Source organism: Alteromonas sp. Cnat3-28, assembly GCF_022348265.1.
Lineage (GTDB): Bacteria > Pseudomonadota > Gammaproteobacteria > Enterobacterales > Alteromonadaceae > Alteromonas > Alteromonas macleodii.
In genome coordinates this window covers 58,418-82,727 of the sequence record NZ_JAKREY010000006.1, presented here as the reverse complement: position 1 = coordinate 82,727, position 24,310 = coordinate 58,418, and the positions used below count along the sequence as shown (strand labels likewise).

At 44.2% G+C, this 24,310-nt stretch carries 24 protein-coding genes; 16 read left to right on the top strand and 8 right to left on the bottom strand.

The annotated features are described in order from the left end of the window. Window positions 1-58: 58 nt before the first annotated feature. Together MHM87_RS08095 and MHM87_RS08090 are read right to left on the bottom strand one after the other, a co-directional pair. Window positions 59-871 carry a sterol desaturase family protein gene (locus MHM87_RS08095; protein ID WP_239258522.1) on the bottom strand — a complete coding sequence of 271 codons (813 nt, stop codon included), beginning with the start codon at window positions 869-871 and terminating at the stop codon, window positions 59-61. Next, entirely contained in the window at window positions 858-1,286 is a 429-nt protein-coding gene (locus MHM87_RS08090; RefSeq protein WP_061095759.1) for an SRPBCC family protein, read from the bottom strand. Before MHM87_RS08090 ends, MHM87_RS08095 begins: the two co-directional genes overlap by 14 nt. Before the next feature lie 365 nt (window positions 1,287-1,651). Between MHM87_RS08090 and MHM87_RS08085 the strand changes: the two genes are divergently transcribed. The 4 genes from MHM87_RS08085 (at window position 1,652) to nspC (ending at window position 6,113) form a co-directional block, all read left to right on the top strand. Beyond that, window positions 1,652-2,686 carry an AraC family transcriptional regulator gene (locus MHM87_RS08085; protein WP_239258520.1) on the top strand — a complete coding sequence of 345 codons (1,035 nt, stop codon included), beginning with the start codon at window positions 1,652-1,654 and terminating at the stop codon, window positions 2,684-2,686. A 207-nt stretch (window positions 2,687-2,893) separates the two neighbouring features. Then, on the top strand, window positions 2,894-3,169 hold the full coding sequence (locus MHM87_RS08080; RefSeq protein WP_239258518.1) for a hypothetical protein: 276 nt from the start codon (window positions 2,894-2,896) through the stop codon (window positions 3,167-3,169). A 434-nt stretch (window positions 3,170-3,603) separates the two neighbouring features. Continuing rightward, window positions 3,604-4,806 (top strand): saccharopine dehydrogenase family protein, encoded by a 1,203-nt coding sequence (locus MHM87_RS08075; protein WP_014950514.1) that lies wholly within the window; start codon window positions 3,604-3,606, stop codon window positions 4,804-4,806. Window positions 4,807-4,982: 176 nt separating this feature from the next. Then, window positions 4,983-6,113: a carboxynorspermidine decarboxylase gene (gene nspC / locus MHM87_RS08070; protein ID WP_239258516.1), complete on the top strand. Its 1,131-nt coding sequence runs from the start codon at window positions 4,983-4,985 to the stop codon at window positions 6,111-6,113. 228 nt (window positions 6,114-6,341) lie between these two features. Here nspC and MHM87_RS08065 read toward each other — a convergent pair whose 3' ends face one another. The 3 genes from MHM87_RS08065 to rsmI all read right to left on the bottom strand — a co-directional run bounded on the left by MHM87_RS08065 (window position 6,342) and on the right by rsmI (window position 8,647). Then, the gene (locus MHM87_RS08065) at window positions 6,342-7,178 is read right to left on the bottom strand and encodes a glycosyltransferase (RefSeq protein WP_014950516.1); all 837 of its coding nucleotides are present in this window, start codon (window positions 7,176-7,178) and stop codon (window positions 6,342-6,344) included. Window positions 7,179-7,448: 270 nt separating this feature from the next. Beyond that, on the bottom strand, window positions 7,449-7,712 hold the full coding sequence (locus MHM87_RS08060) for a hypothetical protein (protein WP_014950517.1): 264 nt from the start codon (window positions 7,710-7,712) through the stop codon (window positions 7,449-7,451). 98 nt (window positions 7,713-7,810) lie between these two features. After that, window positions 7,811-8,647, bottom strand: coding sequence for a 16S rRNA (cytidine(1402)-2'-O)-methyltransferase (gene rsmI, locus MHM87_RS08055; RefSeq protein WP_014980129.1), 837 nt, complete (start codon window positions 8,645-8,647; stop codon window positions 7,811-7,813). A gap of 141 nt (window positions 8,648-8,788) precedes the next feature. Between rsmI and MHM87_RS08050 the strand changes: the two genes are divergently transcribed. From MHM87_RS08050 to MHM87_RS08005, 10 genes are all read left to right on the top strand, one after another. Beyond that, the gene (locus MHM87_RS08050) at window positions 8,789-10,789 is read left to right on the top strand and encodes a penicillin-binding protein activator (protein WP_239258513.1); all 2,001 of its coding nucleotides are present in this window, start codon (window positions 8,789-8,791) and stop codon (window positions 10,787-10,789) included. A 4-nt stretch (window positions 10,790-10,793) separates the two neighbouring features. After that, window positions 10,794-11,135, top strand: coding sequence for a YraN family protein (locus MHM87_RS08045; RefSeq protein WP_014977255.1), 342 nt, complete (start codon window positions 10,794-10,796; stop codon window positions 11,133-11,135). A 181-nt stretch (window positions 11,136-11,316) separates the two neighbouring features. Next, window positions 11,317-12,405 carry a glycosyltransferase family 4 protein gene (locus MHM87_RS08040; protein WP_039226230.1) on the top strand — a complete coding sequence of 363 codons (1,089 nt, stop codon included), beginning with the start codon at window positions 11,317-11,319 and terminating at the stop codon, window positions 12,403-12,405. Between the two features lie 177 nt (window positions 12,406-12,582). Continuing rightward, window positions 12,583-13,179, top strand: coding sequence for a phosphoheptose isomerase (locus tag MHM87_RS08035; protein ID WP_014950522.1), 597 nt, complete (start codon window positions 12,583-12,585; stop codon window positions 13,177-13,179). Between the two features lie 289 nt (window positions 13,180-13,468). Further along, the gene (locus MHM87_RS08030; RefSeq protein WP_014950523.1) at window positions 13,469-14,044 is read left to right on the top strand and encodes a BON domain-containing protein; all 576 of its coding nucleotides are present in this window, start codon (window positions 13,469-13,471) and stop codon (window positions 14,042-14,044) included. A gap of 19 nt (window positions 14,045-14,063) precedes the next feature. After that, window positions 14,064-15,446 carry an MFS transporter gene (locus MHM87_RS08025; RefSeq protein WP_343213321.1) on the top strand — a complete coding sequence of 461 codons (1,383 nt, stop codon included), beginning with the start codon at window positions 14,064-14,066 and terminating at the stop codon, window positions 15,444-15,446. A gap of 125 nt (window positions 15,447-15,571) precedes the next feature. Further along, a complete protein-coding gene (locus MHM87_RS08020; RefSeq protein ID WP_239258509.1) occupies window positions 15,572-16,168 on the top strand; it encodes a hypothetical protein in 597 nt (198 codons plus the stop codon). Window positions 16,169-16,196: 28 nt separating this feature from the next. Then, the gene (locus MHM87_RS08015; protein WP_014950526.1) at window positions 16,197-16,526 is read left to right on the top strand and encodes an SMR family transporter; all 330 of its coding nucleotides are present in this window, start codon (window positions 16,197-16,199) and stop codon (window positions 16,524-16,526) included. A 16-nt stretch (window positions 16,527-16,542) separates the two neighbouring features. Next, on the top strand, window positions 16,543-17,733 hold the full coding sequence (locus MHM87_RS08010; RefSeq protein ID WP_131137585.1) for a histidine kinase: 1,191 nt from the start codon (window positions 16,543-16,545) through the stop codon (window positions 17,731-17,733). Further along, the gene (locus MHM87_RS08005; protein ID WP_014950528.1) at window positions 17,730-18,350 is read left to right on the top strand and encodes a response regulator transcription factor; all 621 of its coding nucleotides are present in this window, start codon (window positions 17,730-17,732) and stop codon (window positions 18,348-18,350) included. The genes MHM87_RS08010 and MHM87_RS08005 overlap by 4 nt, the downstream gene beginning before the upstream one ends. Before the next feature lie 7 nt (window positions 18,351-18,357). On the opposite strand, the gene MHM87_RS08000 is transcribed toward MHM87_RS08005, so the two are convergent. The 3 genes from MHM87_RS08000 to MHM87_RS07990 form a co-directional block, all read right to left on the bottom strand. After that, window positions 18,358-18,690 (bottom strand): hypothetical protein, encoded by a 333-nt coding sequence (locus MHM87_RS08000; RefSeq protein WP_239258507.1) that lies wholly within the window; start codon window positions 18,688-18,690, stop codon window positions 18,358-18,360. A 51-nt stretch (window positions 18,691-18,741) separates the two neighbouring features. Further along, window positions 18,742-18,981 (bottom strand): hypothetical protein, encoded by a 240-nt coding sequence (locus tag MHM87_RS07995; RefSeq protein ID WP_239258505.1) that lies wholly within the window; start codon window positions 18,979-18,981, stop codon window positions 18,742-18,744. A 160-nt stretch (window positions 18,982-19,141) separates the two neighbouring features. Then, on the bottom strand, window positions 19,142-21,406 hold the full coding sequence (locus MHM87_RS07990; RefSeq protein ID WP_014950531.1) for a TonB-dependent receptor: 2,265 nt from the start codon (window positions 21,404-21,406) through the stop codon (window positions 19,142-19,144). Window positions 21,407-22,469: 1,063 nt separating this feature from the next. Here MHM87_RS07990 and MHM87_RS07985 point away from each other — a divergent pair. Both MHM87_RS07985 and prpB read left to right on the top strand, forming a co-directional pair. Beyond that, a complete protein-coding gene (locus MHM87_RS07985; protein WP_014977261.1) occupies window positions 22,470-23,132 on the top strand; it encodes a GntR family transcriptional regulator in 663 nt (220 codons plus the stop codon). Between the two features lie 65 nt (window positions 23,133-23,197). Next, window positions 23,198-24,073, top strand: coding sequence for a methylisocitrate lyase (gene prpB, locus MHM87_RS07980; protein ID WP_239258503.1), 876 nt, complete (start codon window positions 23,198-23,200; stop codon window positions 24,071-24,073). Window positions 24,074-24,310 lie beyond the last annotated feature (237 nt).

The window sequence follows — 24,310 nt, the reverse complement described above, 5'->3', positions numbered from 1 at the left end:
AGGCCCTAGGTAGCGCTAGCAATCCATCTAGTACTTTGATTGTGTAAGACCATTAATATCAATCTGCGACAGGATAGCCAAACAACCTCTTTAACTTTGCTTTTATCCCTTTTGCGTGCTGAAGCTGTTCACGAAGCACACCTATTTGACTGAAGTTGGCGCTAAGAGGATTGTCCTTAGGCATTTTTCCTACAATGCCGTACTTTATCGTTATCGTTTTGTCTTCTTCAGCGAAAGTGCCGAATAACTTATCCCATATAATAAGTACGCCACCGTAATTCTTATCGATGTATGGTTTATTCGTTGCATGATGAATACGGTGATGCGTAGGCGTATTGAAGATACGCTCTAGCCAGCCTAGGTTTCCAATCGTTTGAGTGTGTACAAAAAACTGATAAGCCAGATTGATGGCGACAATGGCAAAGACCAGACTTGGCGAAAAACCAATAAGAATCATTGGTACCCAAAACAGCCACATGCCCACAAAAGGATACAAAACGCTTTGCCTAAAAGCCGTTGTGAAATTCATTTTTGTCGAGCTGTGATGTACCACATGCGCTAGCCAAAACCAGTGTATGTTGTGTGAAGCACGATGAAACCAGTAGTACAAAAAGTCTTGAAGGATAAAACCTGCAAAAAGTGACAGTGCGCTAAGCTCTATTTTAAATAGTGAAAACTGGTGCAACCAAATAAAGAAAGGCATTAGTAGAAGCAAGACCAAGGCATCAGAGCCCTGATGAAGTAATGCAAGTAAGGCATTATTTGCACTGTCTTTTACATTGTAAAACTGTCGTGCTTTTTTAAATTCAACAAAAACACACAGTAAAAATACAGGGCTCAAGCCTAGCAAAATAAGTTCAACGGGGATCAAAGCGTGCTCCTAACTTATCTAGACATTGCTTAATATCGTTTTGCAACAGGCGCGTCAGTAACCAGTTTGGTATATACCAGGGCGCCCGACAGGCAATGCGATAAGAAACGTTTGTTGCATTTTCTTGCTGCGTGAACGCAATAGCGCCCCTGTGCGCCTTCACTGGGAAGTCATCAACCACTCTATACTCAATGCCGTTGGTATCTGCACGAACAATTTCTTCTTTAAAGCGTACTCCCAGAATAGTGACTTCTCTTACGCAGCCCTTTCCGCCGCTAATCTCATTATCATTTTCTGCTTTCAATACCTTAAACGACGCGTTGAAAAAATCGCTTAAATTCTGGTGATCAAGGAGTGTATCGCGCAGTTCTTTGGGCGTTGCAGCAATATTTTTTTGGTAGTAAACGTTAACCATCTACGTTATTTCCTTTTTTGACGGCTCCTAGGGCCTGTTGACCTTTGTTGTACATTTTTGCAGCGGTCTGTGTGCCATCTAGACAAGGCGAATGTTTGACGGTTTAGTGGTTCTAAATCGAGAACATTCAACGCAGTATAGATGGCACAAAGGCGCTGCCCGAAGGGGTCGTTATGGAAGCCTTTTACTCTTTGTCACAGTCCTTTAACTTAGCCCGCTAGGCTTGCAGGACTGTTTCGCGATTAAAAGGCTTCCATTTAGACCAAAATTCGTACACCAAAGGTCAACAGGCCCTAGCATAAATTGACATTTCTATTTTATCTTGCGTTAATGCGACAGTGTTTTTGTTATTTTGCGACAAGCATATGCCATCAGTTTCCTCAGCCTATATCCAAAGTACGGTGAGCTATTTAGTTAGCTTAGGCGTTAATGCCGACAATGTTTCGTTAACTACCCAAAAGCATGACTCACTGTCTGGCTCTTCACGTGTTGATATGGATGTATACGTTGAGCTGTTAAACCAAGGGGTCGCATTAACCAACAATTCGTTATTTGGTTTTGAATTAGGTAAACATATTCAGGCGAAAGATTACGGGGTGCTGGGTTACCTTGTTGAAAGCTGCGAAAACTTGGCTCAAGCCATAAATGCGCTTACCCGCTTTGACGCGTTAGTCGCTGACATCGGCACCACCAGCGTGTTTTTCGAACCTGACAATACCCGCGTTGAGTGGGTACCCAAAAGCGCCGATTGCAAGCAGATGGTATTGCGCAACACTACAGCCTGGGTAGCAACCGTCTACAAGATATTAGGTTCTGCCTGTAAACTAAATGCCGTCACCTTTACGTTTCCTTTGAGCGATTCGGAAAAAGCCATGCTAGCGATGTGGTTCAATTGTGAGGTGGTTGATAACGCCAACACCAACGCCATTATTTTTCCTCAGCACCTTTTACATATTCCATTTACCAGCGAGAACAAAGCGATGTTTAGTGCGCTCGTAAAAGTATCCGAAGAAGAACTAATGGCGAGCAAAGGCGGCGACCGTGTTCAATTTGCCAATAGCCAGTTCTACGCCAATCAGCATGAAGACATAAGTCATAGAGTCGTTGCGCTTTTAAAAGCCAATCCAACCTTAAAAGGCTGCGATCAGCAACGCGTAGCCAATGCACTTTTTATCAGTCCGCGCACCTTACAGCGAAAGTTGAAGCAAAGTGACACTAGTTTTCAACAAATTCTCAATAGCGAACGCAAAGCCCGCCTAGATGATCTGCTGAAACATCACTCTATCGCTGATACCGCAGATTTATTGGGGTTTCAGGAACAATCATCATTTACCCACGCCTTTAAAAAGTGGTACTCAACAACACCACTGAAATACCGAAAACAACTTTTAGCGCCTTAAAGCTAATATCCACTTCCTTATCGCCGAACTATTAAGTCGCGTTGAAAAACAACCGATAAAAAGCAATCGTCTTAGGATTAGTCTCTTAATCTTTTAGTATGAAATGGTAATGTTTAGCTATCGCAATGGTGAATATTAAACTAATGTGACGTAGTAAGCGTAGGTATTAGCAAGTGTCCAGCAACGCTAACTCACAGGAGATGCGCTATGATCGACCGTCCAGTTACATTGCCAACGCCATTAAACGTACTCGTGTCGAAGTCACTAAGCTTATGTGAGCTTATGTTACCCGTATGCGATGTGTTTTATCCTTTTGCGGCCATCTATGAAAACGGCCGGGTAGGTTGTATTTTCAACGACGAAACGCAAGGTAAAAAGCGCGAGTCGCAGCTTATCGAGCAGCTTCAGTGGCGAATTATCGACACTACCACCGACACCAACAGCTATAGCGTATTGGTTTATGCTGCGGCGGTTAATACCTAAGACAGTAAAACCCTCGACGCCATTGCCATAGCCACTGCTACACCAAATCATGAAGAGCGTTTGATTCTTTACCCTTATTACAAAGTTGATGATAAGGTAGTCATATCGCCACCAATTGATACGGTTACCCGCTGAAATTCGAGCGACTTTATATTTTAAACCGAGCAGAATTGCAGACACGTTATTAACTTTAAAACGTGTCTGCTTTCGTATCAGCTCAAACTTTTATTGAACGACGTATCTCGGCGTGAACCATAAACGGTCAATAATGAGGGCTTTGAAAGGTAGGCCGCTAGTAGGTGTGCAATACCTTTTACATTCGTTGTTACGATTAAAATTTTTTGTACTGTCATGGGCTGTCTTTGCTTGCCAAATCCCATTGGTCTGCTAGCATTCAGCCCAAAATTCATTAGCAAAATTAGGGATTAGTTATTATGTCTCGCGTTTTAATTATTGGTGCTGGCGGTGTTGCGTCGGTAACTGTGAAAAAATGTGCACGTTTACCGCAACATTTCGACGAAATTTACTTAGCAAGCCGCACGGTATCTAAGTGTGAAGCGCTACAGCAAGAAGTAGGTGCAGATCGCGTTAAGGGTGTTTTCGCTGTTGATGCCGACAACGCAAAAGAAGTGGAAGCACTTATCAACGAAGTAAAGCCAGACCTAGTAATCAACCTTGCGTTGCCATATCAAGACCTTCCAATCATGGATGCATGTCTTGCAACTAATACTGATTACCTAGACACCGCCAATTACGAGCCTAAAGACGAAGCGAAGTTTGAATACTCGTGGCAGTGGGCTTACCAAGACAAGTTTAAAGACGCGGGCATTATGGCCCTTCTTGGCAGTGGCTTTGATCCAGGTGTAACTAACGTTTACACAGCATATGCAGCTAAGCATTACTTCGACGAAATCCACTATCTTGATATCGTAGACTGTAATGGCGGCGATCACGGCCAGGCTTTCGCGACTAACTTCAACCCTGAAATCAACATTCGTGAGATTACCCAACGCGGTCGCTATTGGGAAAACGGCGAGTGGAAAGAAACCGATCCGTTAAGCGTACGTGAAGATCTGGACTATCAAAACATTGGTGTTCGCGCATCTTACCTGATGTTCCACGAAGAGCTAGAGTCTATTGTTAAGCACTTCCCTACCCTTAAGCGTGCACGCTTCTGGATGACCTTTGGCGATGCTTACCTTAACCACCTGCGTGTACTTGAAGGTATTGGTATGACTAGCATTGAGCCAGTTGAATTCCAAGGCCAGAAGATTGTACCACTAGAGTTCTTAAAAGCCGTACTTCCTAACCCAGGCTCACTTGCTGAAGGTTATAGCGGTATGACGTGCATTGGCACTTACATCACAGGTATTAAAGATGGCAAAGAAAAAACTATCTTTATCTATAACAACTGTGACCACGCGAAATGTAACGAAGAGGTAGGCGCGCAAGCCGTATCTTACACCACAGGTGTTCCTGCGATGATTGGCGCAGCGCTTATGCTTAACGGCACATGGAAAGAAGCAGGTGTATGGAACATGGAACAATTCGATCCAGACCCATTCATGGATATGCTTAACGAGCATGGTCTGCCATGGCACGTACTCGAATGTGAAGGTAGCCCTTTCACTAAATAATTGAAACATCAGGGCGCTTAATTCAAGCGCCCTTTTTTATTAACGCCACTATTTAAATCTAGATCAGATTACTGGAATGTAGGACACAGAGTAGTTTTGAGCTACGACCTGTAATGTAATACATTAGGCGTTTGATAAATGTTGAAAGCCGTTTTATTTTTTGGAGCTTTATCCCATTGACCGATTTAACTCAACGTACTGATATTCCCTCTCCTTGCTACGTGCTGGAAGAAGCAAAATTAATTAAAAACCTTGAGCTGATGAAACGGGTTCAAGACGAATCTGGCGCGCGTATTATCTTGGCGCTTAAAGGCTTTTCTATGTGGTCTTGCTTCGACATCATCAAACAGTACTTACACGGAGCAACGGCCAGTTCGGTTTGGGAAGCGAAACTTGCTGCAGAGATGGGTAAAGAAGTTCACGCATATTCTCCTGCGTACAAGGTTAATGACGCAAAGGAATTGGCGGGTCTTGTTAATCACCTGTCTTTTAATAGTTTGACCCAGTGGAACGCGCATAAAGACGTGCTAGCAGGCGTGTCGTTAGGCCTTCGCATAAACCCTGAGCATCAAGAAGCAGATACACCACTGTACGACCCAGCTGCACCAGGTTCGCGCTTAGGCATACGCGCTAGTGAGCTAGAAGGCGTAGACTTATCGGGTATTGAAGGTTTTCACTGCCACAACCTTTGTGAGTGTGATTCTTTTGCTACTGCACGCACGCTTGAAGCCATTGAAAAGCGTTTTGGCAAATGGCTTGGTCAATTAAAGTGGTTAAACCTAGGTGGCGGACACCTGATGACCCGTGAAGGGTATGACGTTGAGCACCTCATCAAAACACTAAAAGACTTTAAAGCCCGTTACCCACACCTAGACGTAATTCTTGAGCCAGGGTCTGCGGTAGCATGGCAGACAGGGCCATTAATTTGCGAAGTGGTTGATATGGTAGAAAATGACGGTGATATCGCTATTCTAGACATTTCAGCTACTGCACATATGCCAGATGTGCTGGAAATGCCTTATCGCCCTACAATTTTGGGCGCGGGTATGCCTAATGAAAAAGCATATAATGTGAAGCTAGGTGGCAATTCGTGCCTTGCTGGCGATGTCATTGATACCTACTCATTCGATGCGCTGCTTAAGACCGGCGATCGATTACAGTTTGAGGATATGATGCATTACACCATGGTAAAAACCACCTTCTTCAACGGTGTAGAACATCCTGCTATCGGCATTCTGCGTTCTAACGGCGACTTTGAGCTGGTTCGCGAATTCAGCTACGAAGACTTTAAAGGTCGTTTGTCTTAATTAGCTTTTTTGTAATTGGCTAATTGTTCATAAGCCTTTTTACGGGCAAGCTGTTTGATTAAACAAACAGCTTGCTAATTTACACGGCTCACACAGTAAATTCCCTACTATCTGATTCACCTTAATCAATGAACCCCTCATTTTTCTCAGGTTAATATTAAACCCAAATATGAGTTAATAGTCACCAGAGAAGACTGATGCGAACACTAAGTAGTTTTAGATAACTACTTAAGAAAATAACGCCCTCTTCATCAGCTTAAAATTCACCTTCCAATTTGTCTTAATTTTATGCTTTAGCGCGCTTTTTCTACTGACTTTGGGATCTTCAACGTTTGCAATAACGTCTTCAAGGGCAGCAGGGTGTAAATTAAAATCTTCAACCCTTTCTTTGGGAACATTTCCATAGCCTTTATATTCATTCACCTTGTTTTCAAAATGAATAATCGACATCCACATTCGCTTTCCTCTGACAGGCGTCAGTTCTTTTACACCACTCCAATATCCGTGCCTTTCTTGACACCAGATGGTTTTAAAATCTTCACTTTTTTCAATTAAACTCATAAACGGATTATGCACATGTGAGTGCAGGCCTAGCCTTACACGAGGCGCTACCTGCAGCGTATATCCGTCAACAAAGTCAATTGCCATAAAAGATTGCTCTGAAAATTGATTCTGTACTTCTTTAACGAAGTCTTGGTGAAGGCTATCATCGTTATCAAGCCTCGTCGTAATAAGAAAGGGGGCTGTTAATCTGGACGCTATTTCTTTTTTTATAGACGGGTAAAAGTTTTCCATTCCGTCTGCGTAAATAGGGATAAAATTGGAGAATTTTGAAGCTAGCTCGTTTATTTTTTCGCGATAAATTTCTGGTGTATTCGTATCGAAAAATACTAGCCATTCAAAGTTTTTTACCGTTTGAGATTTTATAGACGAATAACAGTATTGCTCAAACAGCTTCAATCTGTTTTCCATCCAGCTATCAGTTAAAACTTTGGATTGAGATTTGGTCTCATCCCAACCTTTTTTTCGAAGATTAAAGCGCGTTAATATGAAATGCTGAAACATGATAATGCCGTTGAATATAAGAAAATGAATTTACAAAGAAAAAGAATGCAAAAGGAATATTGAAATAATACCAATAAAAACTATTCTTTTACGAAATTTTTTCTTTTTCTTTGTTAACTAAGACCCACAAAACGTTAATTCGCTCACATTATTTCCTGAAAAAGGAAAAACTGAATTGATTTCAGGTCGAAGCGAGGCCTTAGCATTCAAGTAAACAACGTAGGAATTCATCGCGCATTGATTTTTATGGCGGCGCGATGGGGTTAGTGACTATACAACTCCACTTCCCGACGCCGCCTCAGATTTGTCTATCTCACCTTCAGCCAGTACTTCGTCATCTAACTCAATTTTAAATGACGTTCCTGCTTTTCCATGCAGGCTATAACGAAAGCCGTACATTTCGCCTTCATTTAGAGAAACTTCCGCAAAGGTATTAGGGTGGATTAAGTCGTAAACACCTGAGTCGTTAGCTTGAGAAAATATATCAACTAACCATTTTCCTTCTGACATGGTGATTTTGAGTGTTTTTGTCATATGAGCCTCCATAAACCTCAGTCCTTTTTGAACTGGGCAGTTGACGTGAATTACACTCCTTTGTATTTATTCTAAGGCCCTTAAGATCAACAACGTGTTTACGCTTTTGCGTCTAGCCCAGCTTGATAAAGCGCATTCTTTTTCAAGTCATAGTGAGTGGCGACCACCGCCGCGGCCTTTTTAAGCGGCATGTGCTCACACAATACACTTAGCAACGACATTGCCTCACTGGGTATCGCCTGGTCACTTACCTTCGCAGGGCCAATCATGACGACGAATTCGCCTTTCTGGTGCGCAACATCCGCATTGAGATAATCAATTACATCTTGCGCGCTGCCACTCACGTAGGTTTCGAAGGTTTTGGATAGCTCTTTCGCTACCACAATCTGGCGATCGCCTAGAACGCGCTGTATATCAGTAACGGTGTCTAAAATTCGTCGTGGGGCTTCATAGTAAACAGTGGTGAACGTTCTATCTATTAGCGCTGACAACACGCTTTCACGTGCCTGCACTTTAACCGGTAGGAATCCTTCAAATATAAACTTGTCTGTTGGCAGTCCCGAAGCACTTAATGCTGTAATTGCAGCACATGGGCCCGGCAGAGCGCTAACCGGAATACCTTGCTCACGGCACTTGCGTACCAAAACAAAGCCCGGGTCGCTGATTAACGGTGTTCCAGCATCACTTATTAATGCTACCGACTCGCCGCCCTTTAAACGCTCACAAAGCATTGCTGTGCGCTTATCTTCGTTATGCTCATGCAGAGAAAGAGTTTTCGTTCCAATGCTAAAGTGCTGTAAGAGTCGAGCGCTGTGACGGGTGTCCTCGGCAGCGATCCAGCTTACTTCACTTAATACGCGTATTGCTCTGGCACTTATGTCGTCTAAATTACCAATAGGTGTTGGAACAATATATAAGGTGGCGGTGTCTGTCATAACAGTGGTTAAGTCTTACGTTATTTTTAAAGAATATGCGATAAGTGTATCACGCCATTAGTCCAGATTATGCTGGCAAGCGTAGATTTTCACACTGGTTAAGATAAACTTGGCCTATAACGATGTAAAAGGAATGAAACTGTGCGTCATATTGGACAAGCTGGAAAAATCTTTACGCTATCAGCCGTCGCTTCTGTATTGGTGCTAACGGGCTGTGGAAGTACACCTAAAACCCAGTCAAAGCCTGTGGTAGTGCAACCTACCCCAATTGAAACCACACAGGTTGAAGATAACGTCACACCTGAGCACAAACTCCTTGAAGCAAAAAAAGTTTGGGAGCGCACCCGCAACAAAGAACAGCGCGATACGCTGTTGCTGCAAGCGGCTGACCTGTACCTTCAAAATCAACAGCCCGTTTTGGCTCAGCAAGTGCTATATGAGGTAAAAGAAGATGGTATTTCAGGGGAAAATCAATCTTATTACTCCCTTCTGGTAACCAAAGCCTATGCGGGAATGCCTGATGCCTCGGCAGAAGAATTGCTGGCTATGTTGGATGGCGTAACCGGTACAGGCGAAACCGCATTCCAAAAAGCGGAGCTTCAAACCCAGCTCTTCACGCAGCAAGGCAACCTGGCTGCGGCAGCGAATAGCGTATTAAAGACCAATCTTACTGACGATGAAAAAGTGCAACAAGTTTGGCAGTGGATTACCTCCATTCCAGCATCGTCACTTGATTCAGTGGGCAGTGCTTATCCCGACCTGTCTCCTTTCATTACTCTTCGCGAACTAACCGAAGAAAACGCGTCGTCACCGGAAAAATTAGCCAAAAGCCTGCAGCAATTCAAGCAGGTTTATCGCGGTCATGTATTAGAAAACGCTTTGCCTGAAAACGTGATTGAAGCAACCCAGCTTACCGATGCTGGCGCCAACGACATTGCGGTTTTACTACCACTTTCTGGCAGGTTAGCTCGCACAGGACAAGTCGTTAAAAATGGCATCATGGCGGCTTATTACACCGATGTTGAAAAGCGCCAAGATGAACACCTTCTACCTCGTCTTCGTTTTATCGACACCAACGAAGTAGATACACAGCATTTACTCAGCGAAATTGGCGATACCAAGTTCATCATTGGCCCTCTTTTAAAAGACACTGTTGAACGTTTAATTCCCAGTTTGCCGCTTGGTGTGAACGTACTTGCATTAAACAGGCCTGACGAATTGCCAGACAATGCGTCTACTAAAGGGTTGGCAACAGGATCGTCAAATCCGGCGGTAGCCGATGATGCTCTTGCCTCTGGTACAGGTCTCGCAGGTGATGACACACAAAATGAACTCCACTCATTAGGCTTGCCTACCTCGCTGAATTATTACGGGCTAGCACCAGAAGATGAAGCAAAGCAGCTTGCTGAATTTATCTTTAATAAAGGATATCGTGCGCCTATCGTTATTGCCGCACAAAGCAGTCTGTACCAGCGAATGGACGACACCTTTAAAAAGCACTGGCGAATACTCAACAATCAGGAAAACAAGCAGCGCGCCAACATAACGTCGGTATCGTTTAACGACAGTAATTCACTTCGAGAGGGAATTACACAGGCGCTAGATGTGGCGCAAAGCAACGAGCGTATCAATCAAATTGAGTACATGACAAATGATGAAGTGTACAACATGCCTCGCAGTAGGCGTGATATTGATGCCATTGTTGCATTTGCCTCACCTCAAGACACAGAACTGCTTAACCCCATTATCGAAGCGAGCTTAAACCCATACGATGGCAAACAAGTCCCCGTGTATGCCACCTCTCGTTCAATGGATTACGACAGCGGGAAAAACCAATGGCGTGACCTGCAGAATGTACACTTTATCGACATGCCTTGGTTAATGCCTTCACATAGTTGGCAACCTCTTCAGCAGGAGATTGAACAGGCTTGGCAAAATCAAAATACTATGCAAAAACGTTTATTTGCGTTCGGTTTTGATGCCTATCAGTTGCTGCCTCAGCTAGGCATGCTTAACACGCTGAAATATCTTTCATACGAAGGGTTAACGGGTACACTTTCCCTTAATCAACAAGGTGAAGTAATACGCAAACAGCCTCAGGCAATTATTCGTAACGAAAAAGTTCAAATGCTTTCGGAGTAAAATTATGTCAACACTGCAAGGGAGTGCAGCAGAAGACAAGGCCTGTAAATATCTGATGGAACAAGGCCTTACTCTTCGATGCCGAAATTACCACACTCGGCGTGGCGAGCTCGACATTGTTATGCAAGACGGCAGCACCATAGTGTGCGTTGAAGTTAAATACCGAAGACGAAATCAGTTTGGCAGTGCTCTAGAGTTTGTGACTGCCAAAAAGCTCCAGCGAATTCAGGCTGCGTTTGATTTCTATTTGTTAGATAATGGCTTAAATCCAGCGTCTACTTCTCTGCGAATAGACGTTGTTGCCATAGACGGAGACAACCTTCAGTGGTTGAAGAACGTGGGCTAAAGACTGACAATATCCAGCTTTTAAACTGATGTCCCCCAAAGAGGGCTAGAAGCGTACGCCAACGATGGGCGTGGCCGATATTGATGAAAATGTCTTTATGTCAGAAGTATTCCGTTTGTTTTATCTTATGATTTGCAACCCTTCATCGGTTTGATGAAAGTTTCTTAGGTTCCCACAAATAATGAGTCATCCCAACAACAAGGTTTCGTCCAGCAGCGTTGATAACCAAGAAATAGAGCTAATAGTCGGCAACTCCAGCTCTAATTTTTCTGGCGTAACGTCTACGATGCTGCAAGTAACATCGCTACAGAAGCATATGATTAATTTGCGGATAATGGGCAAGCATTTTGTTCCAGACCCATCAATGACTATTACTTTTTGGGAGGTCGCAAAAATGTGTCGACGCCCGCTTAGTAATGGTAAGTGGCGAATTTTTCATGCACGTCGCGTTGACGAGATGATTCAGGGTGTGATCCTCAAATACGTGTTTCGCGCCAAAATAAAGCTTGTATTTAGCTCTGCCGCTCAGCGAAAGCGTTCGGCTTCTACGGTGTGGTTAAGCAATAAAATGGATGCGGTTATTGCAATGAGTAATCGCTCTGCAAAATATCTAAATAAGCCCCCCGCCAAGATAAATCTACACGGTGTGCAAATAGACAACTACACGCCAGCAGAAAACAAGCAAGAAGCATGGCAAGCATTAGGCTACGGCGGCAAGTACGGCATTGGTATTCTGGGAAGAGTTAGAGAGCAAAAAGGCGTTCATCTATTTGTTGAAGCGTGCATCAAAGTATTGCCCAAATACCCTGACGTGAACGCAGTAGTTGTAGGTGCCATATCCTCGAGTAACCAAGAATTTGTAAACGAGCTTAAAGAAAAAGTTTCTAGAGCCGGGTTAACTGACCGAATTGTTTTCACCGGTGAATTGCCGTTTGAGCAAATTCCTAGAATCTTCAGTGCACTGTCATTAGTAAGTGCACTTAGCTATAACGAAGGGTTTGGATTAACTGTACCTGAAGCCATGAGTGCTGGAGCTGCGGTATTAGCTACTCAGGCGGGCGCATGGGAAGACATCATTAGGCCAGGCGTTGATGGGTATATTGTACCTACCAAAGATCAGCAAGCTGTCACAGAAAAGATGGATTTGCTGCTTTCGGATATGGACAAACTTGCAGAAATGGGCAAAGCCGGGCGCGAACACGTTGTGAAAAATTTTAAAGTTGAAGATGAAGCAAGAAACTTGGTTGAGTTTTTTCGCACGCTTCAATAGAAAATGCGGGTTGATTATCGCGAGCGATAAACGTTAGGCCTTTTTCTCTCGCGCTGAGGCCACAGTTTAAACCTCTGACTTTCAGATACTGGCCATTACAAAAATCAAGGCGCTGTAATGCAGCGCAAAAAATTTCACTAAATGGTCTGCCATTTGGTGAAAACAAAGAGATGACACATGATTGAACAGATAAAAGCGAATTTTACCGAGAGCATACAAACCAAAATAGCGGCATCGGAAATATTGCCAGAGCATATTGAGAAAGCGGCGTACATGATCGTTGAAGCCTTAATTAGAGGTAATAAAGTACTGAGCTGTGGTAATGGCGGGTCTGCAGGTGATGCGCAACATTTTGCTTCCAACATGCTCAATCGCTACGAGCGCGACCGTCCCAGCTTACCGGCAATCGCATTAAGCACAGACACCTCAACCCTGACGTCTATTGCGAATGACTATAACTTCGAAGAAATATTTGCGAAGCAAGTACGAGCGCTCGGCCAACCCGGAGATATACTGTTGGCTATTTCAACCAGTGGTAACTCTCGTAACGTCATAGCAGCGATGGAAGCGGCATTATCTCGCGATATGACCATTGTCGCGCTTACTGGCAAAGACGGCGGTGAAATGGCGGGCTTTTTAAGTGAACATGATGTTGAAATTCGCGTGCCGTCAAACCGCACTTCGCGTATTCAAGAAGTTCATTTACTGGTAATTCACAATTTATGTGAATGCATTGACGACAGCTTATTCCCTGCCGATCACGGCGACGAGTAGTAATACCAGTCCGCATAGATAATTACCCACTCAGCGAGAGTTAAAATGTTCGTAATCGCGGCGTGTTACCGTAGGTATAGTGGTTCTACATCAAGGTGACACAACAAAGAGTACGAACATTTTAAACTCGCCCTTCGGGAACGTCTGGCAAGCTTCATAGCAAAGCGTGGGAATGCAGGAATGGCTGTTCCCTTTCAAATTCCCAGAATGCAGCTATGAAGCTTGCCAGCCCCTTCTGAGTGGGCAATGATCTATGCGGATTGGTATAAAACAGATAACGAGGACACAAGTGAAAAATTTGGGACTACTGGGTTCTTTATTAGCCCTAATTCTTACATTACAAGGGTGTGTAGTGGCCGTTGGAGCTGCAGGCGCCATGGCTGCGAAAGTGGCTAATGACAGACGTACTGTGGGCACGCAGCTTGATGACCAAAATGCCGATGCTGCGGTGTCGTATCAATGGTCTAAAAGCGATGCGCTTAAAGAGCAGGCTAACCTGCAAGTGGATGTTTATAACGGTGTAGCGTTGCTAACCGGGCAAGCGCCAAACCAAGGCTTAGTTGACGAAGCTGTGCGCCGCGCCCAAGAAGTAAGCTATATCAAAAAAATTCACAACCAAATTAGAATTGGCGAGGCGATAGGTGCAGGCACACAAGCCAACGACCTGTGGTTAGCGTCAAAAGTGCGTACTAAAATTGTGGCAGACGAACGAGTGCCTGCTCTACAAGTTAAGGTAGTGGTTCAAGATTCAGAAGTATTCCTGATGGGTCGGTTAACCAATTTAGAAGCCACAGCCGCTGTAGATATTGCTCGTAATATTACGGGTGTCGCGCGCGTAGTTAGAGCCTTTGAAATTGTTCAATAGAGAGTTCGCCACTGCCCTTTTGGTTGCAGGGGCACTCTTTATGGAAATTTTAGACGCCACGGTTATCACCACGGCGTTACCTGTCATTGCTGCCGACTTCAATGTGCCGGCAGCCCACTTATCTATTGGTGTATCGGCATACTTGGTAGCCGTAACACTCTTTATTCCATTAAGTGGTTACGCCGCCGATAAATTTGGCGCACGCACTATATTTGTAGCAGCGATTGCCGTATTCACTTTTGCCTCGGTGCTTTGTGGTCTGAGTACCAGCTTATTCGAATTTACCTTATCTCGAATTCTTCAAGGTTTAGGCGGGGCAATGATGGTTCCCGTGGGAAGATTAGTGGTTCTGCGGGACTTGCCAAAGGAAAAGCTGGTAAAAACCGTGGCCATTATAACCTGGCCTGCGTTAAGCGCACCGCTACTAGGTCCTGTGCTAGGCGGTTACATCGCCACTCATTTCAGCTGGCAGTGGATTTTTTATATGAATATTCCACTGGGCATTATCGCTATCATCGCGTCACTGTATCTCCTTAAAAACATTAAAGGCAATGTAGGTAAATTCGATATTAAAGGCTTTTTACTCACCGGTATCGGCTTTGCGCTATTTATGGCGGGGATCGAGTTTTTAGCTAGTACCAGCGACAAGCTTATTCGACCACTTGGCATCATCGCTATTGGCTTAGTACTCATGGTATTGGCAGTCAAACACGTAAAAACGGCCAAGAATCCACTATTTTCTTTCGATGCGATGCAACACAAAACCTTCCGGCTTACTGTGTTTGGCGGCTCTGTGATGCGTGTCGCACTTGGCAGTGCACCGTTTCTTGTGCCACTCATGCTCCAGCTTGGATTAGGTTACTCACCTGTAGAAGCCGGCTCACTGTTGCTGTGGCTGTTTGCTGGAAACTTAGCGATAAAGCCAGCGACAACGTGGATCATGAATACCTTCGGCTTCAAACGCGTGCTTGTAGTAAACGGCGTGCTCATCGCCCTTGGTTTTGTGGCGTTCGCGATGATAAATCACTCCACATCGTCATTTACTATTGCCGTTATTTTATTTGTTAACGGTATTACTCGCTCAATGCACTTAACGTTAATAAACACCATTGCTTTTGCCGACGTCCCCCCCAATAAAATGCGAGACGCAAACACGCTAGGCGCTATTTTAATGCAAATGAACCGCGGTCTTGGCATTACGCTTTCTGCGCTTGCTATCGCTGCTGCAGCATTCATTCTTGGACAAAGCGCCAACATGCCAAACCTACAAACGTTTACGCTATCTATGATGTTTATGGCCGCAGTAGCACTTGTCAGCATTTACGATAGCTTAATGCTGTCTAAGGAAGATGGTGATTCAGTGTTAAACAAACGAAAAGCGAAAAAAGCACGACAGACTTAGTTAATAGGCTTCATTAAGTGAACTGATGACAATTGTCATACGCGATTGGTGACGTTTGTGACTAACGCAATCTGAGGTACCTCGGCATACTTTACCTATAGACATTACTACATCAGGTAAAGCTCATGGAACAAGTATCTCACGCTTCATCAATAACTCCCGTTCAAAATGCTTCCATCCCATTGGAACAGCAGCGGGAAGATTTTAAAAAGAACCGATTCATTGCCATGCCGCTGGCAGGCACTGTTGTTTGGGCTCTACTTGGTATCAGCGCTCCCTTTGTATCTGAATTAACCATAACCTGGTTGCTGTATATCGGCACAGGTGCCATCTTCTACCTCGGTGCAGGTCTTTCCTACCTCACCGGTGAGCGATTTTTTGCCAAGAAGGCGGCAAAGAACAGTTTTGATAGTCTTTTCTTCGTTGGCATGATTATGAGCCTAATGGTATTTGCCATTGCGCTTCCCGTTGCAGCCATCGACCACACCACCGTTCCATTGAGTATTGGCATTCTCGCAGGCCTGATGTGGATGCCTTTATCATGGGCTATCGAACACTGGATAGGCTACTTTCACACGCTAACCAGAACCTTCGGCATTGTCGCCGCCTGGTACTTGTTTCCCGATGCGCGGGTAGAGGCAATATCGGCTGTGATTGTCGCTGTCTACATTGTGTCATTAATCACCCTTGAACGTCGTTTTCAATCAATCAAATCTAACTAATTTCACTTTAATTAAAAAGGAATGCACTATGACTTATTTACTTTTAGCAGTTGCAGTTATCACCGAAGTTACCGCTACCATGCTGCTTAAAATGTCGAACGGATGGGAGAAATGGGCTTTTGGGTACGGCGCTATCTTTTTCTACGCGATATCTGGGATGCTGTTTGCCATGGTCTTAAAGAATATGGGAATTGGGGTCGCCTACGCCATTTGGTCGGGCATGGGAATCGCACTTATCACCGCTGCTTCGGTGGTATTTTGGAAACAAACTTTCGACATTTATGCCGTGCTGGGTATTATGTTGATTATCTCTGGTACGCTGCTAATTACTAGCAAGTCTGCCGTTGTATTTCAGTAGGGACGAAGTACTCACAATGCTCAGCAATAAAAGCATACAAGATAGTAACAGCGCGGTGCCTGCCGTCAAAAACGAGAGCGCCGCGCCTGACATGCCCCTTTTAGCAAGTGGACGGAAAAAGCGCTGGTCTCACGGAAGCTTGTTTTTTTCACTGTTCTTTTTTGTTCCGCTTATTATTTCCCGTCCTCTTCCCATCGAAACATGGGTACTTCAAACCCTGGGATACCTTAGCTTTGTCATTCTTTACATTAAAGCCATAAACCAGCCTGTTAAAACACTGCCCACTTATTTGCTACTCATGTTTCTACTTTCTGTAGCTTGCAGCTTTCAAAACCCTGGTGGCGCAACCATTATCGGCTTTATTGCTTTTATCGTAGGTTATTACAATTCGCTCAAGACAGGCATAATGAGCATAGGCGTGATGATGCTGGTACTCGTGTCACTGCACATTACCGTATTTAATAACGCACATTTTCTTTTAAGTGCTTCGTTGCTCAACAGCTTAGTGCTATTCGGGTTTGGTGTTATGGAGCGCAAAGAAACGCTCCATAGTCTGAAAGAGAGCCAGCAGGCCGAAGCACTACGAGTATTGTCTGCGATCGCTGAACGTGAGCGAATAGGCAGAGACTTACATGATGTTGCGGGTCACGCACTCAGCTCTATTTCGTTAAAGGCACAACTGGCCGATAAACTTATAAGCAAAGATAAGATTGAAGACGCGCATCGCGAGGTAAAAGCGCTGGCACAACTTTCTCAAGCGCTACTGAGTGATATTCGTCAAGCAGTGTCAGATATCAAGCAGCTTTCTCTTAGCGATGAAATAGCAAAAGACAAATCACTGTTAGAAGAAAACGGCTTTAATGTTACAACCGATATTGAAGGCGGCGCTGAAGCACGTTTAAGCGCTAAACAAGAAAGCCAGCTTGCGCTTATTATCAAAGAGCTGACAACCAATACCTTGCGCTATTCAAACGGTAACGCGGTATCCCTTGGTCTTGAAGTTAATGAGCAAACCGTGAAAATGACCTATAAAGATCATGGCGTAGTTGAGAACACCGCATCAATTAAAGAAGGAAACGGATTAATGGGAATTAGAGAACGCGCGGCATCTATTCATGCGGATGTGGACATTTCTTTCCTTCCCCACCCTATTGTCAGGGTTCAGCTTACTGCCGAGCAAGCTTTGTCACATAAGGCTTCCCTATGAACTCAAAAGCGCCAACTACCATTTTGATTGTTGAAGATCAGTCGCTGGTTCGCGATGCCATTGCCATGCTTCTGTCATTAGAAGACGACTTAACCATTGTTGAAAAGTGCAGTAATGGAAAGGAAGCCATTGATTATTTAAATGATAACCCTGCACCACACATTATTTTGAGCGATATTGAAATGCCGCTGGTTTCAGGGCTAGATCTAGCCGCCCACATTGCAAAGCAAAATCTCAATACCAAGGTGGTATTGATGACTACCTTTTCTAAACCAGGCTACATCAAGCGTGCATTAAGTTTAGGGGTTAAGGGTTTTATATTGAAAGAGTCTGACAGCGACTACCTGATAGATGCCATTCACAAAGTCTCTGCGGGAGAAAAGGTAATTTCGACTGAGCTCGCCATCATGGCTCTTGACGACAACAATCCACTGTCGCAAAAAGAAATGTCCGCACTAAAACTTGCTTCAGAAGGGCTTAAAACCCAAGGCATTGCTCAATCACTGTTTTTATCTGAAGGTACGGTAAGAAACTACCTCTCAGAGGCTATTTCAAAGCTCGATGCGACCAACCGCGTAGATGCTGCTCGCATAGCTAAACAAAAAGGTTGGCTATAATAAAGGCTTAAAACCACGTCGTCGCAATTGCTGTAGACGTCGGTATATTTAGCTTTTCAGACAAACCGGTAAGCACGCGTTCGGGACCGTATACGATACCGTGCTGTTTAGCGGTCCATACGCAGGTTAAAATACTCGTACCTTTGCGTAATTCACACTGCCACTTAGCGGTCGTTTCAGCGAGCCGTTCATAGTCATCTTCTATTTCCCAACCTCCGTCTACATGGTCTACGATAAGTTGTTCAAATTGAGCGAACGGAATAGGTTGAATGATTACCCATTCGTTTTTCTTAAACTTTTTTTCTAACCGCGATTTTTTAAAACTGGTAAACAATCCCACGCTCCATCTCCGTATGATTGAAAGGCCCTACTTACTACAAAAGCACGTCTTCTATTTTGACACCGTTCCCATAATCTGCCCTGAAGGTGTTGGACAAGAACACGATGTTCCAACCATTTCACTATTTGACGTTGGGCACGCGCCATACTCACCGTTTCCGCTATAACGACATTGGTTACCAAATTCAGGTTTAGCAACTGCAACCTTGCCGTTTTTCTTCGCGTTTATATCTTCATCGTCGGGTAAATACGCCGTGTAGGTAACACCCTGACAAAAGCATATTAACAACAAGAAAACCAATACCGTAAAGTGCTTTCACTTTCATAAATAGTTGCTGGGCATTTTTAGAACAGTTTTAAAACTATGCTAATAATGAAGATAAAACAAGAAAAAATAAGCAAAAAAAAGCCAGTCTTTAGACTGGCTTTATAATTGTAACTCGTTGTAGCTATTAGAATTCAGTTGAGAACCTAACACCAAACTCGCTTGCGTCGTTGCTTAGAATTTGCAGGATGTAGTCACCTGTATTCAAGCGTGCATTGTCGTAACGCTCATCAAAAATATTGCGACCGTAAAGTGCAACAGTATACGCATCATTCGCTGGCGTATAAGCGATGTCGAAGTTAACAAGCTCACGGCTATCAAGTTTAGTCATACGCTCAGGTGCTGAAGTAGGCTCACCATACATTTCTGCACGATATGAGTAATCTGCACGTACGCGAATTGAATCACCACCATCAAGCTCAAAGGTATACTGCGGACCAATTGCAAGGGTTAGGTCTGGAGTAAGTGGCGCTACAGGATTGAATCCATCTTGCTCTTCAACATCAACATCCATATAACCAACGCTGGTCATCATGCTGAAGTTGCCATAGGTAAACGTAGCATCAGCTTCAACACCACGAGATGTTTGCTCTACCACAAGGTTTGCGGTGTCGAAGCCACCTTCGCTCACGCGACTTACTTGGTAAGGAAGATCTTCAAACTCAGTGTTAAATACTGCAACGCTAATGTCGAAGTAATCATTCACACGACCTTTAATACCTACTTCATAGTTAGTAGCAGTAATATTGTCAGACGCCGTAAAACAGTTATTTGCGCGAACCGCCGCTTGAGCGCCTTCGATATCATCAAAGCCACCTGCACCGAAGAACTCACCAATTAGGCAGTAAGGACGTGCTGGGAATTGACCCGACTGGTAGCCAGACTGAATTGTCGCATAGCCTGTCATGCCATTTTCAAATGTGTAGTTAGTGGCAAGTTCCCACGTCACTTCGTCCCAATCATTTGAATCATAGATAGTACCAAGTGCTGAAAATACGTTCGCTGATGCTTCTTTTTCATCTTTCGTGTAACGAAGGCCACCAGAAAGGCTAAGCTCATCAGTTAAGTCACGGCGAACGTTAACGTAAACCGCTTTTGAAGTGGTTTCTTGATCGAGTTCTAGCAGGTTAGCCCCACCGTCAAAACTAGAGTCGTCACCTTGACGGTTGCTACCTTCTTCGTTGAAGTAGTAAACACCAGCAACAAAGTCAGTGTATTCGTTGATATAGCCGTTAAGCTGAAGTTCGATTGATGTTTGATCGGCTTCGCCACGCTCAGGGAACTGATCTAACGAGTAAATTGTACCGTCATCATCAAGACCTGCTTTGTACTTAGATGTACGCTGGCTTGCAACAACCTTTGCAGTGTAGTCTTCGTTAATGTCCCACTCAGTAGTGAGTGAAAGTCCACGCGCTTCGTTCGACACGCCAGTTACTGCTTCAGTACCTGTTGCATTGTCGTAGATATCAGCGCCTTCAGGTGTCACATCTGTGTTTCGTAACGGTACGCCAACACCATTCTGACCACCGAAGTAGCGATCTGAACCCACTTCATCAATTAGCACAGTGTAAGGACGCAGACCGCCGTCACCATTGTTAGCATCTGCAGTTAATACCATGCGGAAGTCATTTGATGGCTCCCACTTAAGAGAAACGCGGCCAGAAACATCTTCAGTCTCACCAACATCGTACTCGGCGTTAGGCACGTTGATGAACTCACCAAGACCATCGCGCTTGTTAAATGACAGGTTCATGTTAAACGCTACGGTTTCTGAAAGACCGTGGTTAACAAAAAGATCAGCTTTAACGCGACCACGTGTACCAAATTCAGTGTTGATTTTGGTTACATCACCTTGGTCTGGCTCTTTTGTGATGATGTTAATTGCACCACCAATTGAGTTACGACCATATAGCGTTCCTTGAGGGCCACGAAGTACTTCAATACGCTCAATATTATTTAGGCTCCAGTTTTGACCAACCTGACGGCCCAGATAAACACCGTCTACATAAACACTCACACCCGGATCGGTTGTGATTAGGTGATCTTGAAGACCGATACCACGAATAAATGGGTTTACAGACGACGTGTGGCCGGCAGAGAAACCAGTAACATTTAGGTTTGGAACGAATTTACCAACGTCAGTCAGATCAGTAATACCTTGGTCTGCTAACTTGTCGCCATCAAAGGCGCTAATAGCAATTGGAACTTCATAGATAACTTGAGGGCGTTTTGTTGCGGTAACGGTAATGGCTTCAAATTGTTGCTCTTCAGTTGCTTCTGCTTCTTGGGCAACGGCAATATTTGAAATTGCTGGAACGGTCATCGCTACTGCTAGTGCGACAGGTGAAAGCTTACTGGCGAGTGCCTTAGACACGTCAGTATTGGTTTTCATGGTATAACCTCTTTGCGTGAGTGTTAGGTGTAATAATATTTCTAGGCCGCTTCAAGTTCTTCTTTGGAACTTTGAAAGACTAAACTCACTAGGGCCTGTTGACCTTTGTTGTACATTTTTGCAGCGGTCTGTGTGCCATCTAAACAAGGCGAATGTTTGACGGTTTAGTGGTTCTAAATCGAGAACATTCAACGCAGTATAGATGGCACAAAGGCGCTGCCCGAAGGGGTCGTTATGGAAGCCTTTTACTCTTTGTCACAGTCCTTTAACTTAGCCCGCTAGGCTTGCAGGACTGTTTCGCGATTAAAAGGCTTCCATTTAGACCAAAATTCGTACACCAAAGGTCAACAGGCCCTAATTTAAGAGGCGCACATAACCTTGTGCTTATACTGGATTACAGGCAATAAAAAAGTAAGTCGCAATAAAACATTACAAACTTACTTTCAATGAAACGCTGCTTTAAAAGTAGAACTTACTTTTCCAGCCCTCTAAAATTCAGTACGAAGAATTTAGGCTTGAAGACTGGAACGATATGTTACCGTTAGATTACGATCTTGCAAAGTAAAACATTACACTTTTACTAAAATAAGACTTCAAAATTAGACTAATTGGTTAGGTTAAGCATCAAACAAAAAGTATGTATAAATTCCATAAAAACAATTAGATATCATAAAGATAATTTACTCTATCTCTTCACAACACCTAAGCGAATAAAGTAAAGAAGACCTAGACCAAATGGACAAACTTTAAACAAATCACCATTGGCTTGAATCATTCTTTAGCTCAGAACCTCTGTATGTAACTTTCGTTACCAAATTCCCTCTTCCGTCCGGGCAGTAGCTATCAATATGGTTGCGCAATGTTCGCCTAATAGACGTAAGCTGACACATGGCTCTGTTTGCGTATCGCATTAAACCATTGCACAACTGTCAACACAGGCCGCTAAACAAGACTATCAGACTAATATCTTACTCTCGTTGTCGACAATCCAAACCTTTTAAGGTTGAAAAAACGCCAAAATGGGCATATATTGTCGACATTAGTCATTTTAAGATTCTATACAGTGTTAGTAAAAAGCGAACAAGCCATCACCAATGCCGACCGCACTTTCTTTCAATTAAGAAAGGATATTGTTGAGGGTATCATTCCAGCAGGCAGTAAGCTGAGTGAAATGGAATTGTCGACAAAGTATGAAGTCAGTCGCGCCGTTATTCGTGAAGCCATCAATCGTCTCGCTACCTGTCACTTGGTGGAACGTAAAGCTAACGTGGGTGCCCGTGTGGTTGCACTGTCCCCCGAAGGTCTTATTCAGCTATACCAAGTGCGCGAAGCATTAGAGGGTATGGCCGCCCGCTTGGCTGCACGCTACATGAGCGATGAAGAAATTGCCGACATGCAGGCGTTGCTTGATAGCCACTTCGATAAAGTAAAAGACGGTCAAAGCTATTATCAAGAAGCCGGCGATGTAGACTTTCACTACAGAATTGTAACCGGCAGTAAAAACGATCATCTCATCAGCGTACTTGTAGACGGGCTTTACCATCTTGTTCGTATGTACCGCGTACAGTTGGGGATGGCAGGCCCCCGCGTAAGCACAGCGTTTGATGAGCACAGACACATTGTAAATGCCATTGCCAATCGCGACGAGGAACTGGCTGAAATGCTAATGCGTCGCCATATTCTTTATTCAAAAAATAATATTGAGAAGAAGCTTAATCATGGTTAACACCACTCAGTCTTCTTCATACCTAATTCACCTCTACCCTACTTTCAAATAAGCGAGTGATTATCATGAGTGCAGGAAAGAAATTCAGAACCGCATTAGAGAACAACAGACCGCTACAAATTGTAGGCACTATTAATGCCTATACCGCCATGATGGCAAAAGCCATTGGTCATCAAGCCATTTACCTTTCAGGCGGCGGCGTAGCCAATGCATCATACGGCCTACCTGATTTGGGTATGACGTCACTTAATGATGTGATTGCAGACGTTCAGCGCATTACCAGCGCGTGCGATCTTCCGCTCATGGTAGACATCGACACCGGTTGGGGCGGCGCATTTAACATTGCTAAAACCATTCGCGATATGGAAAAAGCAGGCGCGGCGGCAGTTCATATGGAAGACCAGGTTGCGCAAAAGCGCTGTGGTCACCGTCCTAACAAAGAAATTGTTAGCACAGAAGAAATGGTAGACCGCATAAAAGCTGCAGTTGACGCCAGAACTGACGCAGACTTTTTCATTATGGCGCGCACCGACGCGTTCGCACAAGAAGGTTTAGACAAAGCCATTGAACGTGCAAAAGCCTATGTTGCAGCGGGAGCTGACGGCATATTCGCCGAAGCAGTGCAAACCGAAGAACATTACCGTGCATTTGCTGAAGCGCTAGACGTTCCGATCCTTGCCAATATCACTGAGTTCGGCAAAACCGAACTATGGAATAAAGAAGAGCTTGGTGAATGGGGTGCCGACATGGTGCTTTACCCACTAAGTGCATTCCGTGCGATGAATAAAGCAGCAGAAATGGTTTACAAATCTATACTTGAAAACGGCGACCAAAAAGCCGTTGTCGACAGCATGCAGACACGCATGGAACTGTACGATTATCTTGGCTACCACGAGTACGAGCAAAAACTAGATGCTCTATTCGCAGAAGGTAAAAACTAACACGAATACGAAACAGCAGGAAGCGAGTGAGGTGCGAGGCACCATTGAAGTTGAAACGGTACACAGGGCGTTACCACGCCGTGAACCCATCCATGGGGGATCCGTTTCGGCATCCATGCCTCAAAGGGGGGAACGCCCTGTGCACCGCCCCACTCTCTCGGTGCCTCGCACTCCACTCGCCTGATGAGTTCAATATAGTTTTTATTTCTAAATTTTTAAAAAAGTACCTTACAAATT

What these genes read in the sequence shown, in the direction of transcription:
- MHM87_RS08090 (WP_061095759.1), bottom strand. Translation starts at nt 1,286, where the DNA reads ATGGTTAACGTTTACTACCAAAAAAATATTGCTGCAACGCCCAAAGAA.
- MHM87_RS08085 (WP_239258520.1), top strand. Translation starts at nt 1,652, where the DNA reads ATGCCATCAGTTTCCTCAGCCTATATCCAAAGTACGGTGAGCTATTTA.
- MHM87_RS08080 (WP_239258518.1), top strand. Translation starts at nt 2,894, where the DNA reads ATGATCGACCGTCCAGTTACATTGCCAACGCCATTAAACGTACTCGTG.
- MHM87_RS08075 (WP_014950514.1), top strand. Translation starts at nt 3,604, where the DNA reads ATGTCTCGCGTTTTAATTATTGGTGCTGGCGGTGTTGCGTCGGTAACT.
- MHM87_RS08065 (WP_014950516.1), bottom strand. Translation starts at nt 7,178, where the DNA reads ATGTTTCAGCATTTCATATTAACGCGCTTTAATCTTCGAAAAAAAGGT.
- MHM87_RS08060 (WP_014950517.1), bottom strand. Translation starts at nt 7,712, where the DNA reads ATGACAAAAACACTCAAAATCACCATGTCAGAAGGAAAATGGTTAGTT.
- rsmI (WP_014980129.1), bottom strand. Translation starts at nt 8,647, where the DNA reads ATGACAGACACCGCCACCTTATATATTGTTCCAACACCTATTGGTAAT.
- MHM87_RS08045 (WP_014977255.1), top strand. Translation starts at nt 10,794, where the DNA reads ATGTCAACACTGCAAGGGAGTGCAGCAGAAGACAAGGCCTGTAAATAT.
- MHM87_RS08040 (WP_039226230.1), top strand. Translation starts at nt 11,317, where the DNA reads ATGAGTCATCCCAACAACAAGGTTTCGTCCAGCAGCGTTGATAACCAA.
- MHM87_RS08035 (WP_014950522.1), top strand. Translation starts at nt 12,583, where the DNA reads ATGATTGAACAGATAAAAGCGAATTTTACCGAGAGCATACAAACCAAA.
- MHM87_RS08020 (WP_239258509.1), top strand. Translation starts at nt 15,572, where the DNA reads ATGGAACAAGTATCTCACGCTTCATCAATAACTCCCGTTCAAAATGCT.
- MHM87_RS08015 (WP_014950526.1), top strand. Translation starts at nt 16,197, where the DNA reads ATGACTTATTTACTTTTAGCAGTTGCAGTTATCACCGAAGTTACCGCT.
- MHM87_RS08010 (WP_131137585.1), top strand. Translation starts at nt 16,543, where the DNA reads ATGCTCAGCAATAAAAGCATACAAGATAGTAACAGCGCGGTGCCTGCC.
- MHM87_RS08005 (WP_014950528.1), top strand. Translation starts at nt 17,730, where the DNA reads ATGAACTCAAAAGCGCCAACTACCATTTTGATTGTTGAAGATCAGTCG.
- MHM87_RS07990 (WP_014950531.1), bottom strand. Translation starts at nt 21,406, where the DNA reads ATGAAAACCAATACTGACGTGTCTAAGGCACTCGCCAGTAAGCTTTCA.
- prpB (WP_239258503.1), top strand. Translation starts at nt 23,198, where the DNA reads ATGAGTGCAGGAAAGAAATTCAGAACCGCATTAGAGAACAACAGACCG.